The 16793-nt window shown below is 67.9% G+C and carries 17 protein-coding genes and 1 tRNA gene; 14 read left to right on the forward strand and 4 right to left on the reverse strand.

From position 1 onward, the window contains the following. Positions 1–59: 59 nt before the first annotated feature. From J2W45_RS00240 to der, 3 genes are read left to right on the forward strand one after another with little or no spacing between them, the layout of a single operon-like run. On the forward strand, positions 60–1148 hold the full coding sequence (locus tag J2W45_RS00240) for a prephenate dehydrogenase (RefSeq protein ID WP_310128022.1): 1089 nt from the start codon (positions 60–62) through the stop codon (positions 1146–1148). Further along, complete coding sequence (cmk, locus tag J2W45_RS00245; RefSeq protein ID WP_310128023.1) at positions 1145–1816, forward strand: (d)CMP kinase; 672 nt, start codon at positions 1145–1147, stop codon at positions 1814–1816. The genes J2W45_RS00240 and cmk overlap by 4 nt, the downstream gene beginning before the upstream one ends. Continuing rightward, entirely contained in the window at positions 1809–3314 is a 1506-nt protein-coding gene (der, locus tag J2W45_RS00250; protein ID WP_310128024.1) for a ribosome biogenesis GTPase Der, read from the forward strand. The genes cmk and der overlap by 8 nt, the downstream gene beginning before the upstream one ends. A gap of 24 nt (positions 3315–3338) precedes the next feature. Here der and J2W45_RS00255 read toward each other — a convergent pair whose 3' ends face one another. Then, complete coding sequence (locus tag J2W45_RS00255; RefSeq protein WP_310128025.1) at positions 3339–5291, reverse strand: hypothetical protein; 1953 nt, start codon at positions 5289–5291, stop codon at positions 3339–3341. A gap of 262 nt (positions 5292–5553) precedes the next feature. Between J2W45_RS00255 and J2W45_RS00260 the strand changes: the two genes are divergently transcribed. The 4 genes from J2W45_RS00260 to J2W45_RS00275 all read left to right on the forward strand — a co-directional run bounded on the left by J2W45_RS00260 (position 5554) and on the right by J2W45_RS00275 (position 10430). Beyond that, positions 5554–7932, forward strand: a complete 2379-nt coding sequence (locus J2W45_RS00260; protein ID WP_310128027.1) for a glycosyltransferase family 2 protein — start codon at positions 5554–5556, stop codon at positions 7930–7932. Beyond that, a complete protein-coding gene (locus J2W45_RS00265) occupies positions 7932–9566 on the forward strand; it encodes a chitinase (protein WP_310128028.1) in 1635 nt (544 codons plus the stop codon). Before J2W45_RS00260 ends, J2W45_RS00265 begins: the two co-directional genes overlap by 1 nt. A 274-nt stretch (positions 9567–9840) precedes the next feature. Beyond that, the gene (locus J2W45_RS00270; protein ID WP_310128029.1) at positions 9841–10272 is read left to right on the forward strand and encodes a hypothetical protein; all 432 of its coding nucleotides are present in this window, start codon (positions 9841–9843) and stop codon (positions 10270–10272) included. An 81-nt stretch (positions 10273–10353) separates the two neighbouring features. Then, positions 10354–10430: transfer RNA gene (locus J2W45_RS00275), tRNA-Pro, on the forward strand. A gap of 221 nt (positions 10431–10651) precedes the next feature. On the opposite strand, the gene J2W45_RS00280 is transcribed toward J2W45_RS00275, so the two are convergent. Further along, positions 10652–10822 (reverse strand): tyrosine-type recombinase/integrase, encoded by a 171-nt coding sequence (locus tag J2W45_RS00280; protein ID WP_310128031.1) that lies wholly within the window; start codon positions 10820–10822, stop codon positions 10652–10654. A 91-nt stretch (positions 10823–10913) separates the two neighbouring features. On the opposite strand from J2W45_RS00280, the gene J2W45_RS00285 reads away from it, so the two are divergent. Then, positions 10914–11618: a hypothetical protein gene (locus tag J2W45_RS00285; RefSeq protein WP_310128032.1), complete on the forward strand. Its 705-nt coding sequence runs from the start codon at positions 10914–10916 to the stop codon at positions 11616–11618. Positions 11619–11626: 8 nt separating this feature from the next. Beyond that, the gene (locus tag J2W45_RS00290) at positions 11627–12250 is read left to right on the forward strand and encodes a hypothetical protein (RefSeq protein WP_310128033.1); all 624 of its coding nucleotides are present in this window, start codon (positions 11627–11629) and stop codon (positions 12248–12250) included. Positions 12251–12352: 102 nt separating this feature from the next. On the opposite strand, the gene J2W45_RS00295 is transcribed toward J2W45_RS00290, so the two are convergent. Beyond that, a complete protein-coding gene (locus J2W45_RS00295) occupies positions 12353–13264 on the reverse strand; it encodes a tropomyosin (protein WP_310128034.1) in 912 nt (303 codons plus the stop codon). A gap of 970 nt (positions 13265–14234) precedes the next feature. After that, a complete protein-coding gene (locus tag J2W45_RS00300; protein WP_310128035.1) occupies positions 14235–14777 on the reverse strand; it encodes a hypothetical protein in 543 nt (180 codons plus the stop codon). A 245-nt stretch (positions 14778–15022) separates the two neighbouring features. On the opposite strand from J2W45_RS00300, the gene J2W45_RS18405 reads away from it, so the two are divergent. The 5 genes from J2W45_RS18405 (at position 15023) to J2W45_RS00320 (ending at position 16751) form a co-directional block, all read left to right on the forward strand. Further along, positions 15023–15238, forward strand: coding sequence for a helix-turn-helix domain-containing protein (locus J2W45_RS18405; protein ID WP_396427044.1), 216 nt, complete (start codon positions 15023–15025; stop codon positions 15236–15238). 37 nt (positions 15239–15275) lie between these two features. Further along, positions 15276–15437: a hypothetical protein gene (locus J2W45_RS00305; RefSeq protein WP_310128036.1), complete on the forward strand. Its 162-nt coding sequence runs from the start codon at positions 15276–15278 to the stop codon at positions 15435–15437. A 532-nt stretch (positions 15438–15969) separates the two neighbouring features. Continuing rightward, complete coding sequence (locus J2W45_RS00310; RefSeq protein WP_310128037.1) at positions 15970–16236, forward strand: hypothetical protein; 267 nt, start codon at positions 15970–15972, stop codon at positions 16234–16236. Positions 16237–16273: 37 nt separating this feature from the next. After that, positions 16274–16534: a hypothetical protein gene (locus tag J2W45_RS00315; protein WP_310128038.1), complete on the forward strand. Its 261-nt coding sequence runs from the start codon at positions 16274–16276 to the stop codon at positions 16532–16534. Further along, positions 16524–16751: a hypothetical protein gene (locus tag J2W45_RS00320; protein WP_310128039.1), complete on the forward strand. Its 228-nt coding sequence runs from the start codon at positions 16524–16526 to the stop codon at positions 16749–16751. Before J2W45_RS00315 ends, J2W45_RS00320 begins: the two co-directional genes overlap by 11 nt. Positions 16752–16793 lie beyond the last annotated feature (42 nt).

The following is a 16793-nucleotide window of genomic DNA, read 5'->3' on the forward strand; positions in this document are numbered from 1 at the left end:
TCGCGTCCCCTCGATGCCGTCGGCCGACGGACGTCCGGGGCAGCCTCTAAGGTGGACGGGTGACTGACTCCACCGCCCGCCTCGCCGGTCCCGTCCGCGTCGTCGGCGCGGGGCTGCTCGGCGCCTCCGTCGGACTCGGGCTGCGCGCCCGGGGTGTTGACGTGCTGCTCGCCGACGCCTCGCCCGCCCACCTGCGGCTGGCGGCGGACTACGGCGCGGGCCGAATCGACGACGGGGGAGTGGAGCCCGCCCTGATCGTCGTCGCGGTCCCGCCCGACCTCACCGGCCGGGTGATCGCGGAGGAGCTGGCGAAGCATCCCGAGGCGATCGTCACGGATGTGGCCAGCGTGAAGGTCGCGCCGCTCGCCGAGCTGGAGGCGTCCGGCCTCGACCTCGCGCGCTACGTCGGCGGCCACCCGCTCGCCGGACGCGAGCGCGGCGGCCCCTCGGCCGGCCGCGCCGACCTGTTCATCGGCCGGCCGTGGGTCGTGGCTGCGCGCCCCGAGAACCCGCGTTCGGCGGTGAGCCTCGTGGAGGCGCTCATCCTCGACCTCGGCGCGACCCCCATCGAGATGGATGCGGACCAGCACGACGCCGCCGTCGCGCTCGTCTCGCACGCGCCCCAGATCGTCTCGTCGCTCATGGCGAAGCGGCTGGCCGACTCGCCGGACGCCGCCCTCGCGCTCGCCGGTCAGGGCGTCCGCGACGTCACCCGCATCGCCGCGAGCGAGCCCGAGCTGTGGGTGCAGATCCTCGGCGCCAACGCGCCCGCGATCGTCGAGATCCTGCGCGCCTACCGCGACGACCTCGACCGCGTGCTCGTCGCCCTCGGCGACGTCGACGCCTCCGGGGCGCGGCGGACGATCGCCGAGGAGATCGCCGGCGGCAACATCGGCGTCTCGCGCCTGCCGGGCAAGCACGGCCAGGACCGGAGATATTCGCGCTTCGTCGTGATGGTGGAGGACCGGCCCGGTGAGCTCGCGCGGCTGCTGCACGAGCTCGGCGAGCTCGGCGTGAACATGGAGGACCTGCGGCTGGAGCACTCGCCCGGCGCACCGTTCGGCCTCGCCGACATCGCGGTGCTGCCCGAGGTGGCGCACCGCACGGTCTCCGACCTGACCGAACGAGGATGGAGGATCACCGGATGACCGACACGATCGTCGTCGCCGTCGACGGACCGGCCGGGAGCGGCAAGTCGAGCGTGAGCAAGGCGGCCGCCGGCCGTCTCGGCTGGGCGTACCTCGACACCGGCGCGGCGTACCGCGCCCTCAGCTGGTACGTCGTGGAGCGCGGGATCGACGCGACCGACGCCGCCGCGGTGATCGACGCCCTTCCCGACTTCGACTACCGGATCGGTACCGACCCGGCGAGTTATCACGTGTTCGTGGGCGACCACGACGTCACGGAGGCCATCCGTACGCCCGAGGTGACGTCGGTGGTGAGCGCTATCGCGCGCGTCCCCGAGGTGCGGACGTTCCTGACGGAGCTTTTCCGGGACATCATCCGTGGCACCGATCGCGACGGCATAGTGGTGGAGGGGCGCGACATCACGACCGTGGTCTGCCCGGATGCGCCCGTGCGCATCCTGCTCACCGCCGACGAAGCCGTTAGAATGGCCAGGCGTTCCGCGGAGCTGGCCGACCATTCCGCCGCCCACGTCGGCGAGGCACTGCGGAGGCGCGACGCGGCCGATGCCCGCGTCGTCGACTTCATGAACGCCGCGGACGGTGTGACCACCGTCGACTCCACCGACCTCGACTTCGACCAGACCGTCCACGCGGTCATCCAGGTCGTACAGAAAGCAGCCCATGTCTGACATCGAAAACGAGCCCGTCGGCGACGACGACCTCGTCGCCCGGCTCTCCACGCTCGACGAGGACCTCGCGGTCCAGCGCGCGAACGCGCTCCGCAGCGGCCTCGAGGAGTACGAGCTCGACGAGAGCGACCTCGACCTGCTCGACATCGCCGGCGAGGACGTCGAGGGCATCACCTACCTGCCCGCGCTTCCCGTCCTGGCGATCGTCGGACGCCCGAACGTCGGCAAGTCTGCGCTCGTCAACCGCATCCTGGGCCGCCGCGAGGCCGTCGTGGAGGACACGCCCGGCGTGACCCGCGACCGCGTCTCGTACCAGGCGGAATGGAACGGCCGCCGGTTCACGATCGTCGACACCGGCGGCTGGGAGCCCGACGCGCGCGGCATCGACGCCAGCGTGGCCGCGCAGGCCGAGGTCGCGATCGACCTCGCCGACGCCGTGCTGTTCGTGGTGGATGCGACGGTCGGCGCGACCGCCACCGACGAGCGCGTGGTCCGCCTGCTCCGCAAGACCGACAAGCCGGTCTTCCTCGCCGCCAACAAAGTGGACGACGCCCGCCAGGAGCCGTTCGCGACCGAGCTGTGGTCGCTCGGACTCGGCGAGCCGCATCCGGTGTCGGCACTGCACGGCCGTGGCGTGGCCGACCTGCTGGACGAGGTGCTGAAGGTGCTCCCCGAGGAGTCCGCCTTCGCCAAGCGCGAGATCGGCGGCCCGCGCCGCGTCGCGATCATCGGGCGCCCCAACGTCGGCAAGTCGTCCCTGCTCAACAAGACCGCGGGGGAGGAGCGCGTCGTCGTCAACGACCTCGCCGGCACCACGCGCGACCCGGTGGACGAGCAGGTCGAGCTGGGCGGGCGGGTCTGGCGCTTCGTCGACACTGCGGGCATCCGCCGTCGCGTGCATCTGCAGCAGGGCGCCGACTTCTACGCCTCGCTCCGCACCTCCACCGCGCTGGAGAAGGCCGAGGTGGCCGTCGTCGTCCTCGACGTCAGCGAGCCGATCAGCGAGCAGGACGTGCGCATCATCGACCTGGTCCTCGAATCCGGTCGCGCCCTGGTGCTCGCGTTCAACAAGTGGGACCTCCTCGACGACGAGCGCCGCCGCTACCTGGAGCGCGAGATCGAGCAGGACCTCGCGCACGTCTCGTGGGCGCCGCGCGTCAACATCTCGGCCCGCACCGGCCGGCACCTGGAGAAGCTGGTTCCCGCGCTGGAGCTGGCGCTCGAGTCGTGGGACACGCGCATCCCGACCGGCAAGTTCAACGCGTTCCTCGCCGAGCTGACCGCGGCGCACCCGCACCCGGTCCGCGGCGGCAAGCAGCCGCGCATCCTGTTCGGGACGCAGGCGTCGAGCCGTCCGCCGACATTCGTGGTGTTCACGACCGGGTTCCTCGACCCGGGCTACCGGCGGTACATCATCCGCCGGCTGCGCGAGGTGTACGGCTTCGAGGGCACGCCCATCGTGCTCAACATGCGGGTGCGCGAGAAGCGCAAGCGCTGACCGGCGTGGCGCCGGCACCCCCGCTCAGCGCTGGCGGGCGACGTCGAGGATGGGGGCGAACGCGTCCGGCGGGTGGATGACCACCACGGTCGTCGTGCCCTCGGGGAACAGCCGCGCCACGTCGGCCGGGTCGGCGCGGTCGTCGAGGGTCACATCCACCGTCTCCTGCCAGCGCCCGTCGGTCAGCCGCTGCACCGTCGCCTCCCAGGTGATGCCGGGCGTCGCGCGGGCCTGCAGCCGGAGGTGGATGCCCACGGCGCGCTGCCGCGCCAGCAGCGACAGCAGTCCCCGGTAGACCGCGGTCCGTCCCGCGACGATCAGCCACGGGTCGAGTTCGCGCACGAGCAGGTCGGCGTTCCACAGGATCGTCGTGGCGAACCCGCTGCGCGACTGGTACACATCCACGGCCACCACACCGGGCAGGCGCCGGACCGTGCGCTTGAGCGTGCCGCGGGTGATGCCCTCCTCGACCGTGCTGTGCAGGTAGAGCGGCACCGACGGCCGCGGCGGCAGCCCGCCCGCACGCGCCGTGGCGTGGTCGTGGATGCGCTGCGCTCCCGTGAAGAACGCCGCGGCCACGTCCGCCAGGAGCGCGCGCACCCGCTCGTCGGGCGGATCCGCCTCGACGGCGGCCGCCGTGTCCGCGTAGGCCGTCGACTGGTGCAGCTCGCCGATCCGGAACCCGTGCGACAGCGGCGGGCGTCCCTTCACGGTCAGGAACGGCGCGCCCGCGGCCTCCCTGAGCGGGTTCTCGCGACCTTCGATCCGCGGCACCGGGTCGAGCACGTGCTCCAGCGCCAGCACGCTCACCGTATCCGGCACCGGGATGCGGCCGAGCGGCGACCCCGCGACCAGCAGATGAGTGACGGTGAAGCCGGCCGCGGTGGCCGTCGTCGCCAGCTGGGCGGCGACCATCCCGCCGAGGCTGAAGCCCGCGAGCAGCACCGGTTCGCCCGGCAGGATGCCCGCCTCCCGCATCGTGTCGAGCGCCGCCCGGGTGACGGTCGGCTCCTCGCCGCCGCCGATGAGCAGGTCGGCGGTCAGGTCGTTCGGCGCCGCGCCCGCGCGGGGGTGCCACGACTTCGTGCTCGCGAACTGCACCATCCACCGCCGTGAGCCCGGCGCTCCGACCTCGATGATCCGCACGAGTCCCACATCCGCCCGGTCGTCGAGGTCCGGGTCGCAGAGGTCGTCGATCTCGCGCTGGCTGAGCAGCACTTCGCGCAGCGATCGCACCGAGCGACGGCGCATCGCGCCCGCGGCGATCCCGGGCTGACCGAGCGGGTCGGGGGAGGGGCCGAGCGGCAGCCCGAGCAGTCCGGCGGGGATGTCGGGGAGACCGGGCGTCGGCACGTAGTCGTCGCCGCGCGACGGGTCGTTCCACCAGTCGAGCACGTCACGGATCTGCGGGAACGCGCGCGCCAGGAAGTCGTCGTAGCTGAGCAGCAGCGCATCCTGGCCGTCACGCAGCAGGCCGCGCCGCCGGCCCAGGCGGACGACCTTGCGCAGGATGGCGGGCAGCGTGAACACCGCGACGTACGGCCGCGCGCGCCACTTCGGCCGGAACACGCCGACGAGCGAGGCCAGCAACGCGAGCGGCGCGAACAGCACGCCCGAGACCCGCGCTGTGCCGCCGATGGTCCGCGGGACCAGCGACAGATACAGCGCGCTGAGCGCAATACGCCGGGCGCGGCGGCTCGACGGCGGGGGAGTCGCGAACGGGTACGGGGTGCGCGCCCGCCGCTGCAGTGCGAACCAGACCCAGGCGGCCGCCGCGCCGATCAGCCAGCCGACGACCGCGAGCACGGCCCCGACGACTCCGAGGGCCGCGAGCACGAGGCCCAGTGCGATCGCGACCGGGACGCCGACGACCAGTCCGAGCACGAGCGCGGCGCGGCCCAGCGCAGTCCGGCCCCGCCACAGTTCCGGGCGCCACAGTTCCGGCGGCCACAGCTGCGGGGACGGCTGCGACGGCATGCCGCCAGCCTAGCCCCGGGCCTCCGACACTCCCCGGGTCCCGCGCGGCTCGATGCGTATGTATGTATGGAAACGTCGCCATGCAAGAGCGACACACCAGCGCGGCGTGTGCAACTTCGCGGGAAGGCACCCCCAAAGAAGGGGCGACCACAAGAGGGGTATTTGTACCCCGGTTTGTCCTCACTAGTGTGGACAACCAGGAGCCACCCGACCGTGCCCACCCGAGGGCCGGGCTCCTGACTTCAAGGACGCATACCCGATCATGAGTTCTCACACCTCCTACACCCCTGCCCGAAAGCGCCAGCTCGGCTCCGAGAAGCGCACCGAACCGCTCCCGACGGCCCACCCGAAGCCCTCCGACCGGAAGATCACCTGGAGCCGCGTCGCCATCGTGCTGACCGTCCTCTTCTGGGCGATCTACGTGGTCACCACGATCATCCGTCAGTTCATCGACAGCGGCAGCCAGAACTTCCGCTTCACGATGGAGGCCATCGGCTACACGGTCGTCGTCACCTTCCTCACCTTCTCGGCGCTGATGTACCTGGTCGCCCGGCAGGGCGCCTTGCAGCGGTTCCAGAAGCACGTGCGCGTGCCGCGGGCCGAGCTCGACCGCCACTTCGCCGAGAACCAGCCCAGCATCACCGTGCTGGTGCCGTCGTACGCGGAGGAGCCGGCCGTCGTGCGGATGACCCTGCTCTCCGCCGCGCTGCAGGAGTTCCCCTCGAAGCGCGTCGTCCTCCTCCTCGACGACAACCCGAACCCCACCGATCCCGCGGTCCGCGAGCGCCTCGACGCCACCCGCGACCTGGCGCACGACATCAGCGCCATGCTCGCCGAGCCGCGCTTCCGCTTCTCCGACGCGCTCATGCGCTACGAGCTCGGCGACGCCGGGGTCTACGCCACCGACGACGCCGCGCTCGAGCTGGCCGACCACTACCGCTGGGCGGCCCAGTGGCTCTACGAGCAGGCGGACGCGCACAGCATCGACGACCACGTCGACGTCTTCTTCGCCGACCAGGTCCTCCGCGCCCTCGGCGACGACCTCGCCCTCACCGGCGAGGCGGTCGCCGCCGCCATCGCCGAGGGTGCGACCCTCACCGCCAAGCGCGTCGCGCAGCTCTACCGCCGCCTCGCCTGGACGTTCGACGCCGACCTCGCCGTGTTCGAGCGCAAGCAGTGGGCGTCCCTCTCGCACGAAGCCAACAAGGCGATGAACCTGAACGCCTACATCGGCCTGATGGGCGGCACGTACCGGGTCGAGGAGACGCCGGAGGGTCACATCCTCACCCCGGTCCCCGCCGGCCAGCGCCGCCCGGGCGACATCGAGATCCCGGACAGCGACTTCCTCCTCACCCTGGATGCCGACTCCATCCTGCTGCGCGAGTACTGCCTCCGGCTCACCTACTTCCTGCAGCAGCCGGACAACGCGCGCGTCGCCGTGACCCAGACGCCGTACTCGTCGTTCCGCGGTGCGGGCACCCGCATCGAGCGCCTGGCCGGGGCGACCACCGACATCCAGCACATCCTGCACCAGGGCAAGTCGTACTACGGCGCCACGTTCTGGGTGGGCGCGAACGCGGTCATCCGCAAGCGCGCGCTGGACGACATCGTCGAGACCGAGTTCGTCGGCGGTTTCGAGGTGCGCCGCTACATCCAGGACCGCACGGTCATCGAGGACACCGAGTCGAGCATCGACCTGGGCACGCACGGCTGGACGCTGTCCAACTACCCGGAGCGCCTCAGCTACTCGGCCACCCCGCCGGACTTCGGCTCGCTGATCGTCCAGCGGCGCCGCTGGGCGAACGGCGGACTGCTCATCCTGCCGAAGCTGTGGCGTCAGGTGAAGGAGCGCAAGCGCCGGGGTGAGACCGTGTCCCGCATCGAGCTGCTGCTGCGCGTCAACTACATGGCGTCGATCAGCTGGGCCAGCTTCGGCCTGATCTTCCTGCTGGCGTACCCGTACGACGGCCGGCTGCTCAGCCCGATGGTGCTGCTCGCCGCGCTGCCGTACTTCATCAGCCAGGCGGCGGACCTCCGCTACAGCGGGTACAAGGCCACCGACATCTTCCGGATCTACGGCTTCAACCTCATCCTGCTGCCCGTGAACCTGGCCGGCGTGCTCAAGTCGATCCAGCAGTCGCTGACCGGCAAGAAGATCCCGTTCGCCCGCACGCCGAAGGTGAAGAACCGCACCGCGTCGCCGCTGCTCTTCGTGATCGCGCCGCTCGCGATCGTCGCGTTCTCGCTCTTCACCCTGTGGCGCGACGTCAACGCGCACAACTGGGGCAACGCCGCGTTCGCCGCGTTCAACGCCACCCTCGCCATCTGGGCGATCGTCGCCTACATCGGCATCGGCAACACGATCGTCGACATCTGGCTCGGGATGACGAAGCCGCTCTACGTGGACAAGTCGCGCAAGCGGGTGGCCGAGGAGGCCGCTCCCGCCACGGCGTCGCTCAACTGGCGCTCGGTGCTCTACCACGGTCACGCGGGCGGGGAGGTTCCGCACCTGGCCGGTGTCGGCGCCGTTGTCGCCGAGAGCGACGTGGCCGACGCGGTCGCCGAGTCGGGCTCCACGCCCGAGGCAGCGTCGTCGTCTTCGTCGTCCTCGTCCGTCTCCGGTGAGAAGCAGGCCGCCTGATGGCCCGGCAGAAGAAGGCGTCGCCGGACGCCGCATCCACCGCCCCGTCCTCCGCGGACGCCGTCGAGCGCGCACAGGCCCCCGAATCCTCGGGCGGTCGGCGCCTCTCGCCCTGGCGCGTGATCGGCGCGGCCCTCGTCGCCATCGTCGTGGTGTCGGTCGGAGCCGTCGGCTTCCAGTGGTGGAGCGCCCGCGCCGCCGTCGACGCGAAGCCGTGGTTCGCCTCCTACGTGGACGTGACCGCGACCCCGCGGTTCGCGTTCGAGAACCTGGGTGGCACCTCCACCAAGGATGCTGTGCTCTCGTTCGTCGTGTCGTCGAAGACGGACCCGTGCGCACCCAGCTGGGGCGCCGCCTACTCGCTCGACGAGGCCCGCGGTTCGCTCGACCTGGACCGCCGCATCGCCCGGCTGCAGCAGCAGGGCGGCACGGTCGCGGTCTCGTTCGGCGGCCTGCTGAACGATGAGCTCGCGGTCGGCTGCGACGACCCGTCGGCGCTGACGGAGGCGTACGCGTCGGTCGTCGACCGCTACAAGATCGGGACGATCGACCTCGACCTGGAGGGCGCCGGCCTCACCGACCGGGATGCGTCCGAGCGCCGCGCCGAGGCCATCGCCGCCCTGCAGCAGGAGCGCCGTGCCGCAGGGAAGGGCCTCGCCGTGTGGCTGACGCTGCCCGTCGCACCGTCCGGCATGACCTCGGATGGGACGGACGCCATCGCCGCCATGCTCAAGGCGAAGGTCGACATCGCGGGCGTCAACGTGATGACCATGGACTTCGGCGACGCCAAGGACGCGAAGACGTCGATGGCGAAGGCGGCCGAGTCCGCCGTCTCCGCCGCCCAGCGCCAGCTCGGCGTTCTGTACGACCGGGCGAAGCTGCACCAGAGCGACCCCAGCCTGTGGGCGAAGCTCGGCGCCACCCCGATGATCGGCCAGAACGACACGCCGGGCGAGGTCTTCTCGCTCGCCGACGCCGCATCCTTCAACAGCTGGGCCGTGTCGAACGGTCTCGGCCGGATGTCGATGTGGTCGGCGAACCGCGACAAGACGTGCGGTTCCAACTACGTCGACCTGACCGCGGTGTCGGATGCGTGCAGCGGCGTCTCGCAGGGCAAGAAGACGTTCGCGGGCGTGCTGGCGAAGGGCTTCGACGGCCACATCTCGCTGGGGGAGTCGGCGGTCACCACCGCCGAGCCGACCTCGACCGCGGCCGCGGACGACCCGGCGACCTCGCCCTACCCGATCTGGGCCACCAAGAACTCGTACCTGAAGGGCGCGAAGGTGGTCTGGCACCACAACGTGTACCAGGCGAAGTGGTGGACTAAGGGCGACGTTCCGGACAACCCCGTGCTGAACGCGTGGGAGACGCCGTGGGAGCTGGTGGGCCCGGTGCTGCCGGATGAGACGCCCATCCCGCAGCCGACGCTGCCCGCCGGGACGTACCCGACGTGGAGCGGGACGGCGGCGTACGACAAGGGCCAGCGCATCCTCTTCGACGGCGTGCCCTTCGAGGCCAAGTGGTGGACGCAGGGCGACAGCCCCGAGGCCGCCAGCGCCGACCCCGACTCGTCGCCGTGGGCTCCGCTCACGCAGGACGAGATCGACCAGATCATCGGCGGCTCCGGCCGCTGAACCAGGATCGGCGGCGGGACGCTGACTCCCCCCATCGTGTCCCGTCGCCGACTCGACCTGGACTCCCGCTGCGGGGCGGGAGCACCCAGGCGCCCGCGCGCGCCCTCGGCGTGCCCGGCGCAGTGCCGGCGGGGATGCGCGTGCCTTCGGGTGGTGCGCGTCGTCCCTGCCGGCACGCTAGAGCCCGCGTTATCGCTTCGTGACCCCGGGGCGGCGACACCGACTCTAAGCTGACGCTGCTGCGGGGAGCAGCACAACAGAACACTGGGGGAACATGAATCGATCGTCGAAGGCCGCCCTCGTCGGGGCGACCGCCATCGTGTCGGTGCTCGCACTGGCGGGTTGTGCCGCCGGTACCGGCGCCGCAGCCGCGCCGACGCCGACCGTGACCGTCACGTCGACCGTGACGGCGACGCCCGCGCCGGCGTCCGCCTCGCCGGACGACCCGATGGATGCGCTGACCGCCTGGACGGCGTGCGTCGTGCTGGCGCAGGAGGTCTACGTCTCGCAAGCGCCGAACGCGAAGATGGCGCCGTACAACCCGAAGACTCCGCCGACGAAGAACGCCGACGGAACCTGGCGGGCGATCGTCGGCTTCCCGCTCGACCCGCCGCCGGAGGGGGCCGCCAGCGTCGTGGTCATCTGCGACATCGGCGGCACGAAGGGCGCCCCCACCCTCGTCCACTGGTCGACCAAGGACATCTGACCGGAGCGTGCGCGAGCCCTCCCTGCGACACGGTAGGATGGTCGAGTTGCCTCGCGCGGCTCCGGCCGCGATCGACGGTAACGGGCTGTGGCGCAGTTTGGTAGCGCACTTGACTGGGGGTCAAGGGGTCGCAGGTTCAAATCCTGTCAGCCCGACCAATAAAAATCCCGGTCAGACGAGAAATTGTCTGACCGGGATTTCTTGCGTTAAGGGGCGATTAGACCTGCCCTGTGTGCAGTCTGTGTGCACTCGCCGCTCGGGGGATCGATGCGTTCGCCTTTTCGGAGGCTTCCCGCGCCGCATGGCCGATCAAATGGGCGTAGATATCGGCGGTGACAGCCACCGACGAATGGCCCAGCATCTTCGACACCAACCCCAGCTACGCGCCGCTTGCGAGCAGCAGAGAGGCGCGTTCATGGCGCAGGCCGTGGAACGTCATTCGCGGTAGTCCCGCCTGAATCCGCAGCTTGTCGAAAAGGCGAGTGACGTACTGCGGTTTCAACGGTTGGCCGTCCTCGTAGGTGAACACGTATCCGGTGTCTTCCCACACGCTCCCGAGGGCGTCAGCCTCTGCGCGTTGCTGCGCTCCCCATGTCAGGAGAACCGCCCTGGCTGCGGTCGCTGCTGTGTCGGTTTCTGCGATGCAGGACCAGTCTCAGGCCGCCTCCGATTACGCCCAAGCGTTGCAGGCGGATAACGGGGCGATCAAGGAGAACGTTCGCCTCACTGCGGTGAAGAATCTGCACGACTCCGGGGCCATCAAGTCGGCCCACGAGTTGGGTATCTCCACGTCCGATCTGACTGAAGCTTCGCTCGGGAACGCGGAAGCGCTGAGGCGGGTAAACGCGCAACTTGCGGCCGCCGAAAAGAGCCTAGGAAATGCGGGTGGCTCGACGGGTGCGATGACCGCGAAACAACAGGAAGCGGCTGGGGCCATTGTCAACGTGCGTGATCAGTTGGGCGAGCAGTCCAAGGCTCTCGCTGCGGCGAAGATCATTCAGCAGGAGAACACTGACGCTGTAAGTGCAGCCAATTCGAAGATCGGTACCAACGTTGATCTGTTGGGGGCCATGCGGGCGGCGACTGACAAGGCGGCTGACGCAACCGACAAGCTCGCTCAGAAGATCGCTGGCATCGGCCGGGTCAATCTTGACCAGTCCCAAGCCAACATCCAATATCAGCAATCGACTGCTGACGCAACGGCTTCGCTACAGCAGAACGGCGCAACCCTGGATCTGAACACGCAAAAAGGCCGCGATAACCGCCAGGCGTTGGATGACCTTGCAGCGTCCGGTATTGCGTTGGTTCCGCGCAGACGAAGGCGGGTGCTTCTGGTGAGCAGTTGACCGGGACAATGCAGTCCGTTCATGACCAGTTCGTGAATGCTGCTGTCGCTGCGGGCATGTCGCGTGATGCGGCGGAGAAATTGGCCACACAGTACGGGTTGGTGCCGAAGGATGTGCACGCGGATTTCAGCACTTCGGGTATCCCGCAGGCGATGGCTGACGCGGCGGCGTTGAAGGCTGCGTATGACGCGATTACCCGAAATCTGACCATTCACGTGAACCAGATTTTCACGCAGACGGGTCCAGCGCCGCGTGTGGTCCACGGTAACCGTGACGGCGGCACCATGCACGCCGCGGAGGGCATGACCCTCTCTGCTGGTGGCAGCTCGCACATCGACTCGATCCCGGCAATGTTGGCTCCTCTTGAAGAGGTTATCTCGAACCGGTTTCGTCAGGCGTCGAACAACCGCATGTTGTTGAAGGCGATCAATGGTGGCGCGAACCGTTTGCAGGTAGCGCAGATGGCGAACCGTCAAGCCGGTCTCGGGGCACAGCCTGTGCATGTAGCTGTGACGGTCCAGTCGAAGGGCGGCATCGATCTGTCGAACTACATCGACGTGAAAGCTCAAGCTGTCACGGAGCGGATGTTCAAGAGAGCTGCGCGCGAGCTGCGAGGTGGCCTGACGTGGTGAACGGAGAGGATCTGCTCATGTCAGAGCGCGAATATTGGGTGCGGGTGCCGAAGGTGTACGCCCGGGTAATGCAGTTGTTTGGCGCAGCCGTGACGATTGAAACTAGGAAATTCGGTTCACAAGAACGCCCAAGACGATTGTGACTATCACCGTCCCGAAGAACGTCCAAACCGCTCTACCGCGCGAGTTTCGGCCACCGCGGATAATCTCGACAGCCGGCACCATACGCCTGACCAGTGCGGTGATGCCCACAACGGCCCAGAGGGCGACAAAAATAAAGAGCAGTGCAATATTGGCGACCGCGCTAGAAGGAACACCCTTCGTGTTGGAGAGCCCCACGACGATGAGAGCTCCGGCCACCGCGAAGCTGCCAGCCAGGCTGCCAGCGACCACCGGAAGGCTTCTGAGATATCTCCAGCTCGGAATCCCCTTAAGGACCTGATCTTCCAGCTCAGAGAACGCAGCCCGTGCCCACTTTTCGTCATTCGAAGACACTGTGAGTTTGAGGCCTGAGTCGACCGCAAGTTCGATAGCAATGCGTTCGCCGGCCAAGTAGGCCGAGCCAGGCGCGGTGAATATCACCGAAGATGCGAACACATCGCCGGCTGCGTCTGCCAGGTCGCTCGCTGAGCCAACGTAGGTTTGCGTAGTGCTCACATTGTCATTGAACGCTGCCTGTATACGGAGCGAGTTGCGCGCCTTATTTTCCGCGTCAATAAGTTCCTGCTGAGTGTCGGTCAACTCGCTTTCGTTCCGAGCTAGCCTGTCTTCGGCAATCCGGCGACGGAGATCCTCAGCCTCGGACTCGGCGATATCGCGCTCTGCCTCGGCGATAGAGTTTTTGAGTGTTTTGATCCGCGCCCTCAGGTGTTGCGTCTCCCGAAGCACATAAGACTCTGCAACCGAGTCGAATTGCTTCTCCACGATGAGAAGTAGTTGTCGGAGGTCGTCACTCGTCCCTGCCCACGCGTCCCACTGTCTGGTTCGCGCCAGACTCCCGGAAATCACTGCCACGGCCAGCAGCCTAGCGAGCGCAGACCCTCACAATGCCGACCAGGCACGGCAAGCCCTTCGGAATGGTCACCACCGCGACTCACCTGTTGCAGACCCTTCCGAGTCGCGGATGACCAGACAGGCCAGGTGTACCTGTCGAGGCGGATGGGCCTAGGACGCGTCACATCTTGAAGCATCGTCACCCCGAGTTCGACGCCTGACAGCGCCTCGCCGCTTCAGGCCCCTAATAGTCGCCCAGACGAAAATCCAGAAGAAGATCACGATGAACACACCCATTGCCACGGAGGCAATGGAGTAGCTGGTAGATGCCACGTCTGGTGGAAGACGCAAGACCGACGGGGCAAGAAGGAATAACAGCAAAGCGACGCCCACTCCGATGGCCCACCGGTACAACGCGTAAGGCCCACGCATCGGAGCGGATCGACTTACGGCGTATTCCATCGCAAGCTCGTCTCGCAGTGATTCCAGCTGAGTGCGCACGTCACCCGCTTCGAGCTTGGGTGCGAGATCAGTAAGCCGCTCTATGTGCCGCAACGCTTCGCCGTCTCGGATTAGCAACGCGATGGCAGTAACCAAGCCGGCAGCCGACGTGATCAGTGCTGCGACGATGCCATAGAAGTCCACAGCCCATTCCTACCAGCCACCCCGCGTTGCCTTTCGCAACCGCGCTACGTCGGTTGTTACCGCCCTGCATTCGCGGCCCTCCTGGCCGACGGTGAACCAATCGAAAGCGCCTTCGTGGGCAAGCAATCGAGGCTGTGTAATCCGTTCAATCAAGTGAATTTCCGTGAAGCCCGCCTCCCTGGAAAAGTAGATGGCTCGATTCCCTAGTCCCATCGCTCCATGAATCAACGCGTCCCCTTCCAGGCGGAATTCGGCCTCTATCGGGTCGCTGATGAGCGTTTCACCGTCCGGAAGACTTAATCGCAGGTACTCAAACCAAGCATCGTCCAACTTTCGCTCCGGCGCGCTATTTCGAAACCGTGAAGACGCCGTCGAGCCCGCGGTCAGGGTGGTAGGTCCACGAGAAGGAGACGTTGCTCCACGTCTCGCTCTGACGCCCGTCGAGTGAGGTCGTTTGGTCGATGTGGGACACAACTGCGCTAGGCGCGTTGAGGGTACGCAAAAGGCAGGCCTCATCTTCGATGCTCAGGCCGCTGTAGTCCTCATCTCCCTCCCCGTTCACAGTCAGGGTGTAGCCGCTGTCCGCTAACTCCGCGTCGTCGTTCGCCATCAACCCGCACTCCGATAGTGCGTCTTTCAGGACCGACTTTTGCGCTTCCGCCTTCTTGGCTGCGGCAGCCTTCGCTTTTTGCTGTGCAGCAGCGTGAGCGGCGCCAGCCGTCGCTGATGAAACGGCCCAGGCCCCGCCCATGACGCCTATGCCTAGAAGCAAGCCGGCAATGCCAGTCGCCAGGGGCAAGAGCCATCGGGGGAGGGGTGCGGGCCTCGGCGACGGAGGAGGGGTGTTCTCGCCCGTCGCTGATGGTGGCTGTTGCGGTACTTCATCCATGCACGCAGAGTAGAGCGATCCTCAACTCTTGGCCATCCGTGCTCGCACCCAGTTCGGGGGCAGTTCTCTACCCGTCTGGACGACGTTCAATCCATGTGGACCAAAGGTGGTCAACACGGCTGGCCCGGCCTGTAAGACTGCCGGAATGACGAACCGGATTACTGTCGCGCAAGTGCACTCTGCCGCGCGAGTGCTGGGCATGCATCCTTCCCGCCTACTGCGGGTGTTGCTTGGGGCGCTTGCTGATGGAGAGTGAGCCGTGGGTGGACAGCGAAGCGCTCGCAGCGCACCTGGGCAAGTCGGTCTTCACCGTTCGACGGTGGGCACAGACGGGCACAGTGCCGGGCCGGAGGGTGGGCAACGGGTGGATGTTCCGCATCAGTGAAGTAGATGACCACCTGAGTCGGCCGCTTGACCCGTGGCAGCAATCGAGGAGATCACGGGCACGCAACAGAAGTTGAGCCGCGCATGCCACCCCCTAGGGGCAAAATGATGCGCATGGATGAAGCGCAACACGAATCTTCAGAGTTTTACGAGGCACTGCACGGCGCGGTGGTGGACGCGCTGAAGTACATGAGCGTAGGGCAGTCCGCCGAAGAAGCTGCAGACGAGGTCCTCGCGCGTCTTCGAACTGCAGGCCTCCCGATTCCGGACAAGTAAAAGAGTCCTGTGCGCTCCTGTGCACGGACCTGTGTGCACACTGCGGAGGTAGACGCTCCAAGACGCTCCGCTCGGAGCGCTGTACTACGCAGATTGAACCGCAGAATTTCGCCTATTTGGCCAGACGTTCGCAGACGCTCCACTCATGTTCTATGTCTGGGGGTCAAGGGGTCGCAGGTTCAAATCCTGTCAGCCCGACGTTCTGAAAAGCCGGAAGGGCACGGAGGTCGCACAGCGACCACGTGCCCTTCCGGCTTTTCAGAACTCGCTGCTGACTAATGGGGTCCCCGCGCGCGAGGGGCCCCGGGCGCTGCGCCTCGCTCTGCGAGGAGCGGCGTCTGGGGTTGCGCGTGGGGCCCAGCCCGACGAACAGGCCGTTTTCGCAACCTCCCTGGAACCTACAGGCACATTTGCGGGTGTTGGTGTGGCGATACCCCGTCCTCGGCGCTACCGAGGACGGCTCCCCAGGCTTGGGGACTGAGCGCGCTGGGCCACCCAGCGCTACCATTCCCCCGAACTGTGAGGAGCTCTCATGCCTGACGAGGAACTGCCACCTGCGCTGGCGGAGGCCTATGGCAACCGCAAGCCGTTCGGTCGAGGCCTCGAGAGCCACCCGAACCCGAAGAGCCGACGATCCGCGAACGTCGCCGGCGCCACCTTCTCCGGTGATCCACGGGACGCCGCCGAGAACATCGTCTGGGCCAACTCCCTCGGTGCGATCGGTGTCCTCGGTGGGATGCTCCACCTCGCCGTCGCCGCCATCCGGCGCGTCATCGAAGACAACGCCGCCCGAGGATGACGACGTTGACTGCCGCCGGCCAGGGCGGCGTGACGTAGTGGTCTCCCGCCACAGCGCTGTCCGGCAAAGGCGCGACACCATCCTGGGGTGGCTGCTCATAGCGGCCGGCCTCCTCATCGTCGCCGCCGGCTTCCTGGCGCTGATCTTCTTCCCCGACTCGCACGGTGCGAGCCTGATCGAGCGGCTGCCGCGCCTTCCAGCGTTCCTCGCCGGACCAGCCGGCGTCGCGGTCGGCGGATACGGCGCCCGCCTCCTCCGGCGGCGCTCCGGGCCCGCGGAGCATAACCATGACCGTTGACCCGTCCACCCCGGAAGGTCGACGCCGAACCCGGCGAGGCCTGCTGCTGTTCGGCTTCGTGCTCGTGTTCCTCGCCGTGCAGGGTCTGCTTCTGCGGTGGGCTGTCGTGTCTGGTTCGGCGGTGGTCTGGGCGTTGTGGGCGTCGTTCGTCGCGGGCGCCGTGGCCGGGTTCGTGGTCGAGTCGTTGTCGGAGCGGCGGCGCAGACGCGGCCAGTAGCCGACGAGTACTATCCGAGGCGTGTCCAGGTGGCGGCCGTAC

The organism is Leifsonia shinshuensis (genome assembly GCF_031456835.1).
Classification (GTDB): domain Bacteria; phylum Actinomycetota; class Actinomycetes; order Actinomycetales; family Microbacteriaceae; genus Leifsonia; species Leifsonia shinshuensis_C.

Bases quoted from the DNA above. Each gene is read 5' to 3' on its own strand.
- cmk (WP_310128023.1), top strand. From the start codon at position 1,145: ATGACCGACACGATCGTCGTCGCCGTCGACGGACCGGCCGGGAGCGGC.
- der (WP_310128024.1), top strand. From the start codon at position 1,809: ATGTCTGACATCGAAAACGAGCCCGTCGGCGACGACGACCTCGTCGCC.
- J2W45_RS00255 (WP_310128025.1), bottom strand. From the start codon at position 5,291: ATGCCGTCGCAGCCGTCCCCGCAGCTGTGGCCGCCGGAACTGTGGCGC.
- J2W45_RS00260 (WP_310128027.1), top strand. From the start codon at position 5,554: ATGAGTTCTCACACCTCCTACACCCCTGCCCGAAAGCGCCAGCTCGGC.
- J2W45_RS00265 (WP_310128028.1), top strand. From the start codon at position 7,932: ATGGCCCGGCAGAAGAAGGCGTCGCCGGACGCCGCATCCACCGCCCCG.
- J2W45_RS00270 (WP_310128029.1), top strand. From the start codon at position 9,841: ATGAATCGATCGTCGAAGGCCGCCCTCGTCGGGGCGACCGCCATCGTG.
- J2W45_RS00285 (WP_310128032.1), top strand. From the start codon at position 10,914: ATGCAGGACCAGTCTCAGGCCGCCTCCGATTACGCCCAAGCGTTGCAG.
- J2W45_RS00290 (WP_310128033.1), top strand. From the start codon at position 11,627: ATGCAGTCCGTTCATGACCAGTTCGTGAATGCTGCTGTCGCTGCGGGC.
- J2W45_RS00300 (WP_310128035.1), bottom strand. From the start codon at position 14,777: ATGGATGAAGTACCGCAACAGCCACCATCAGCGACGGGCGAGAACACC.
- J2W45_RS18405 (WP_396427044.1), top strand. From the start codon at position 15,023: ATGGAGAGTGAGCCGTGGGTGGACAGCGAAGCGCTCGCAGCGCACCTG.
- J2W45_RS00305 (WP_310128036.1), top strand. From the start codon at position 15,276: ATGGATGAAGCGCAACACGAATCTTCAGAGTTTTACGAGGCACTGCAC.
- J2W45_RS00310 (WP_310128037.1), top strand. From the start codon at position 15,970: ATGCCTGACGAGGAACTGCCACCTGCGCTGGCGGAGGCCTATGGCAAC.
- J2W45_RS00320 (WP_310128039.1), top strand. From the start codon at position 16,524: ATGACCGTTGACCCGTCCACCCCGGAAGGTCGACGCCGAACCCGGCGA.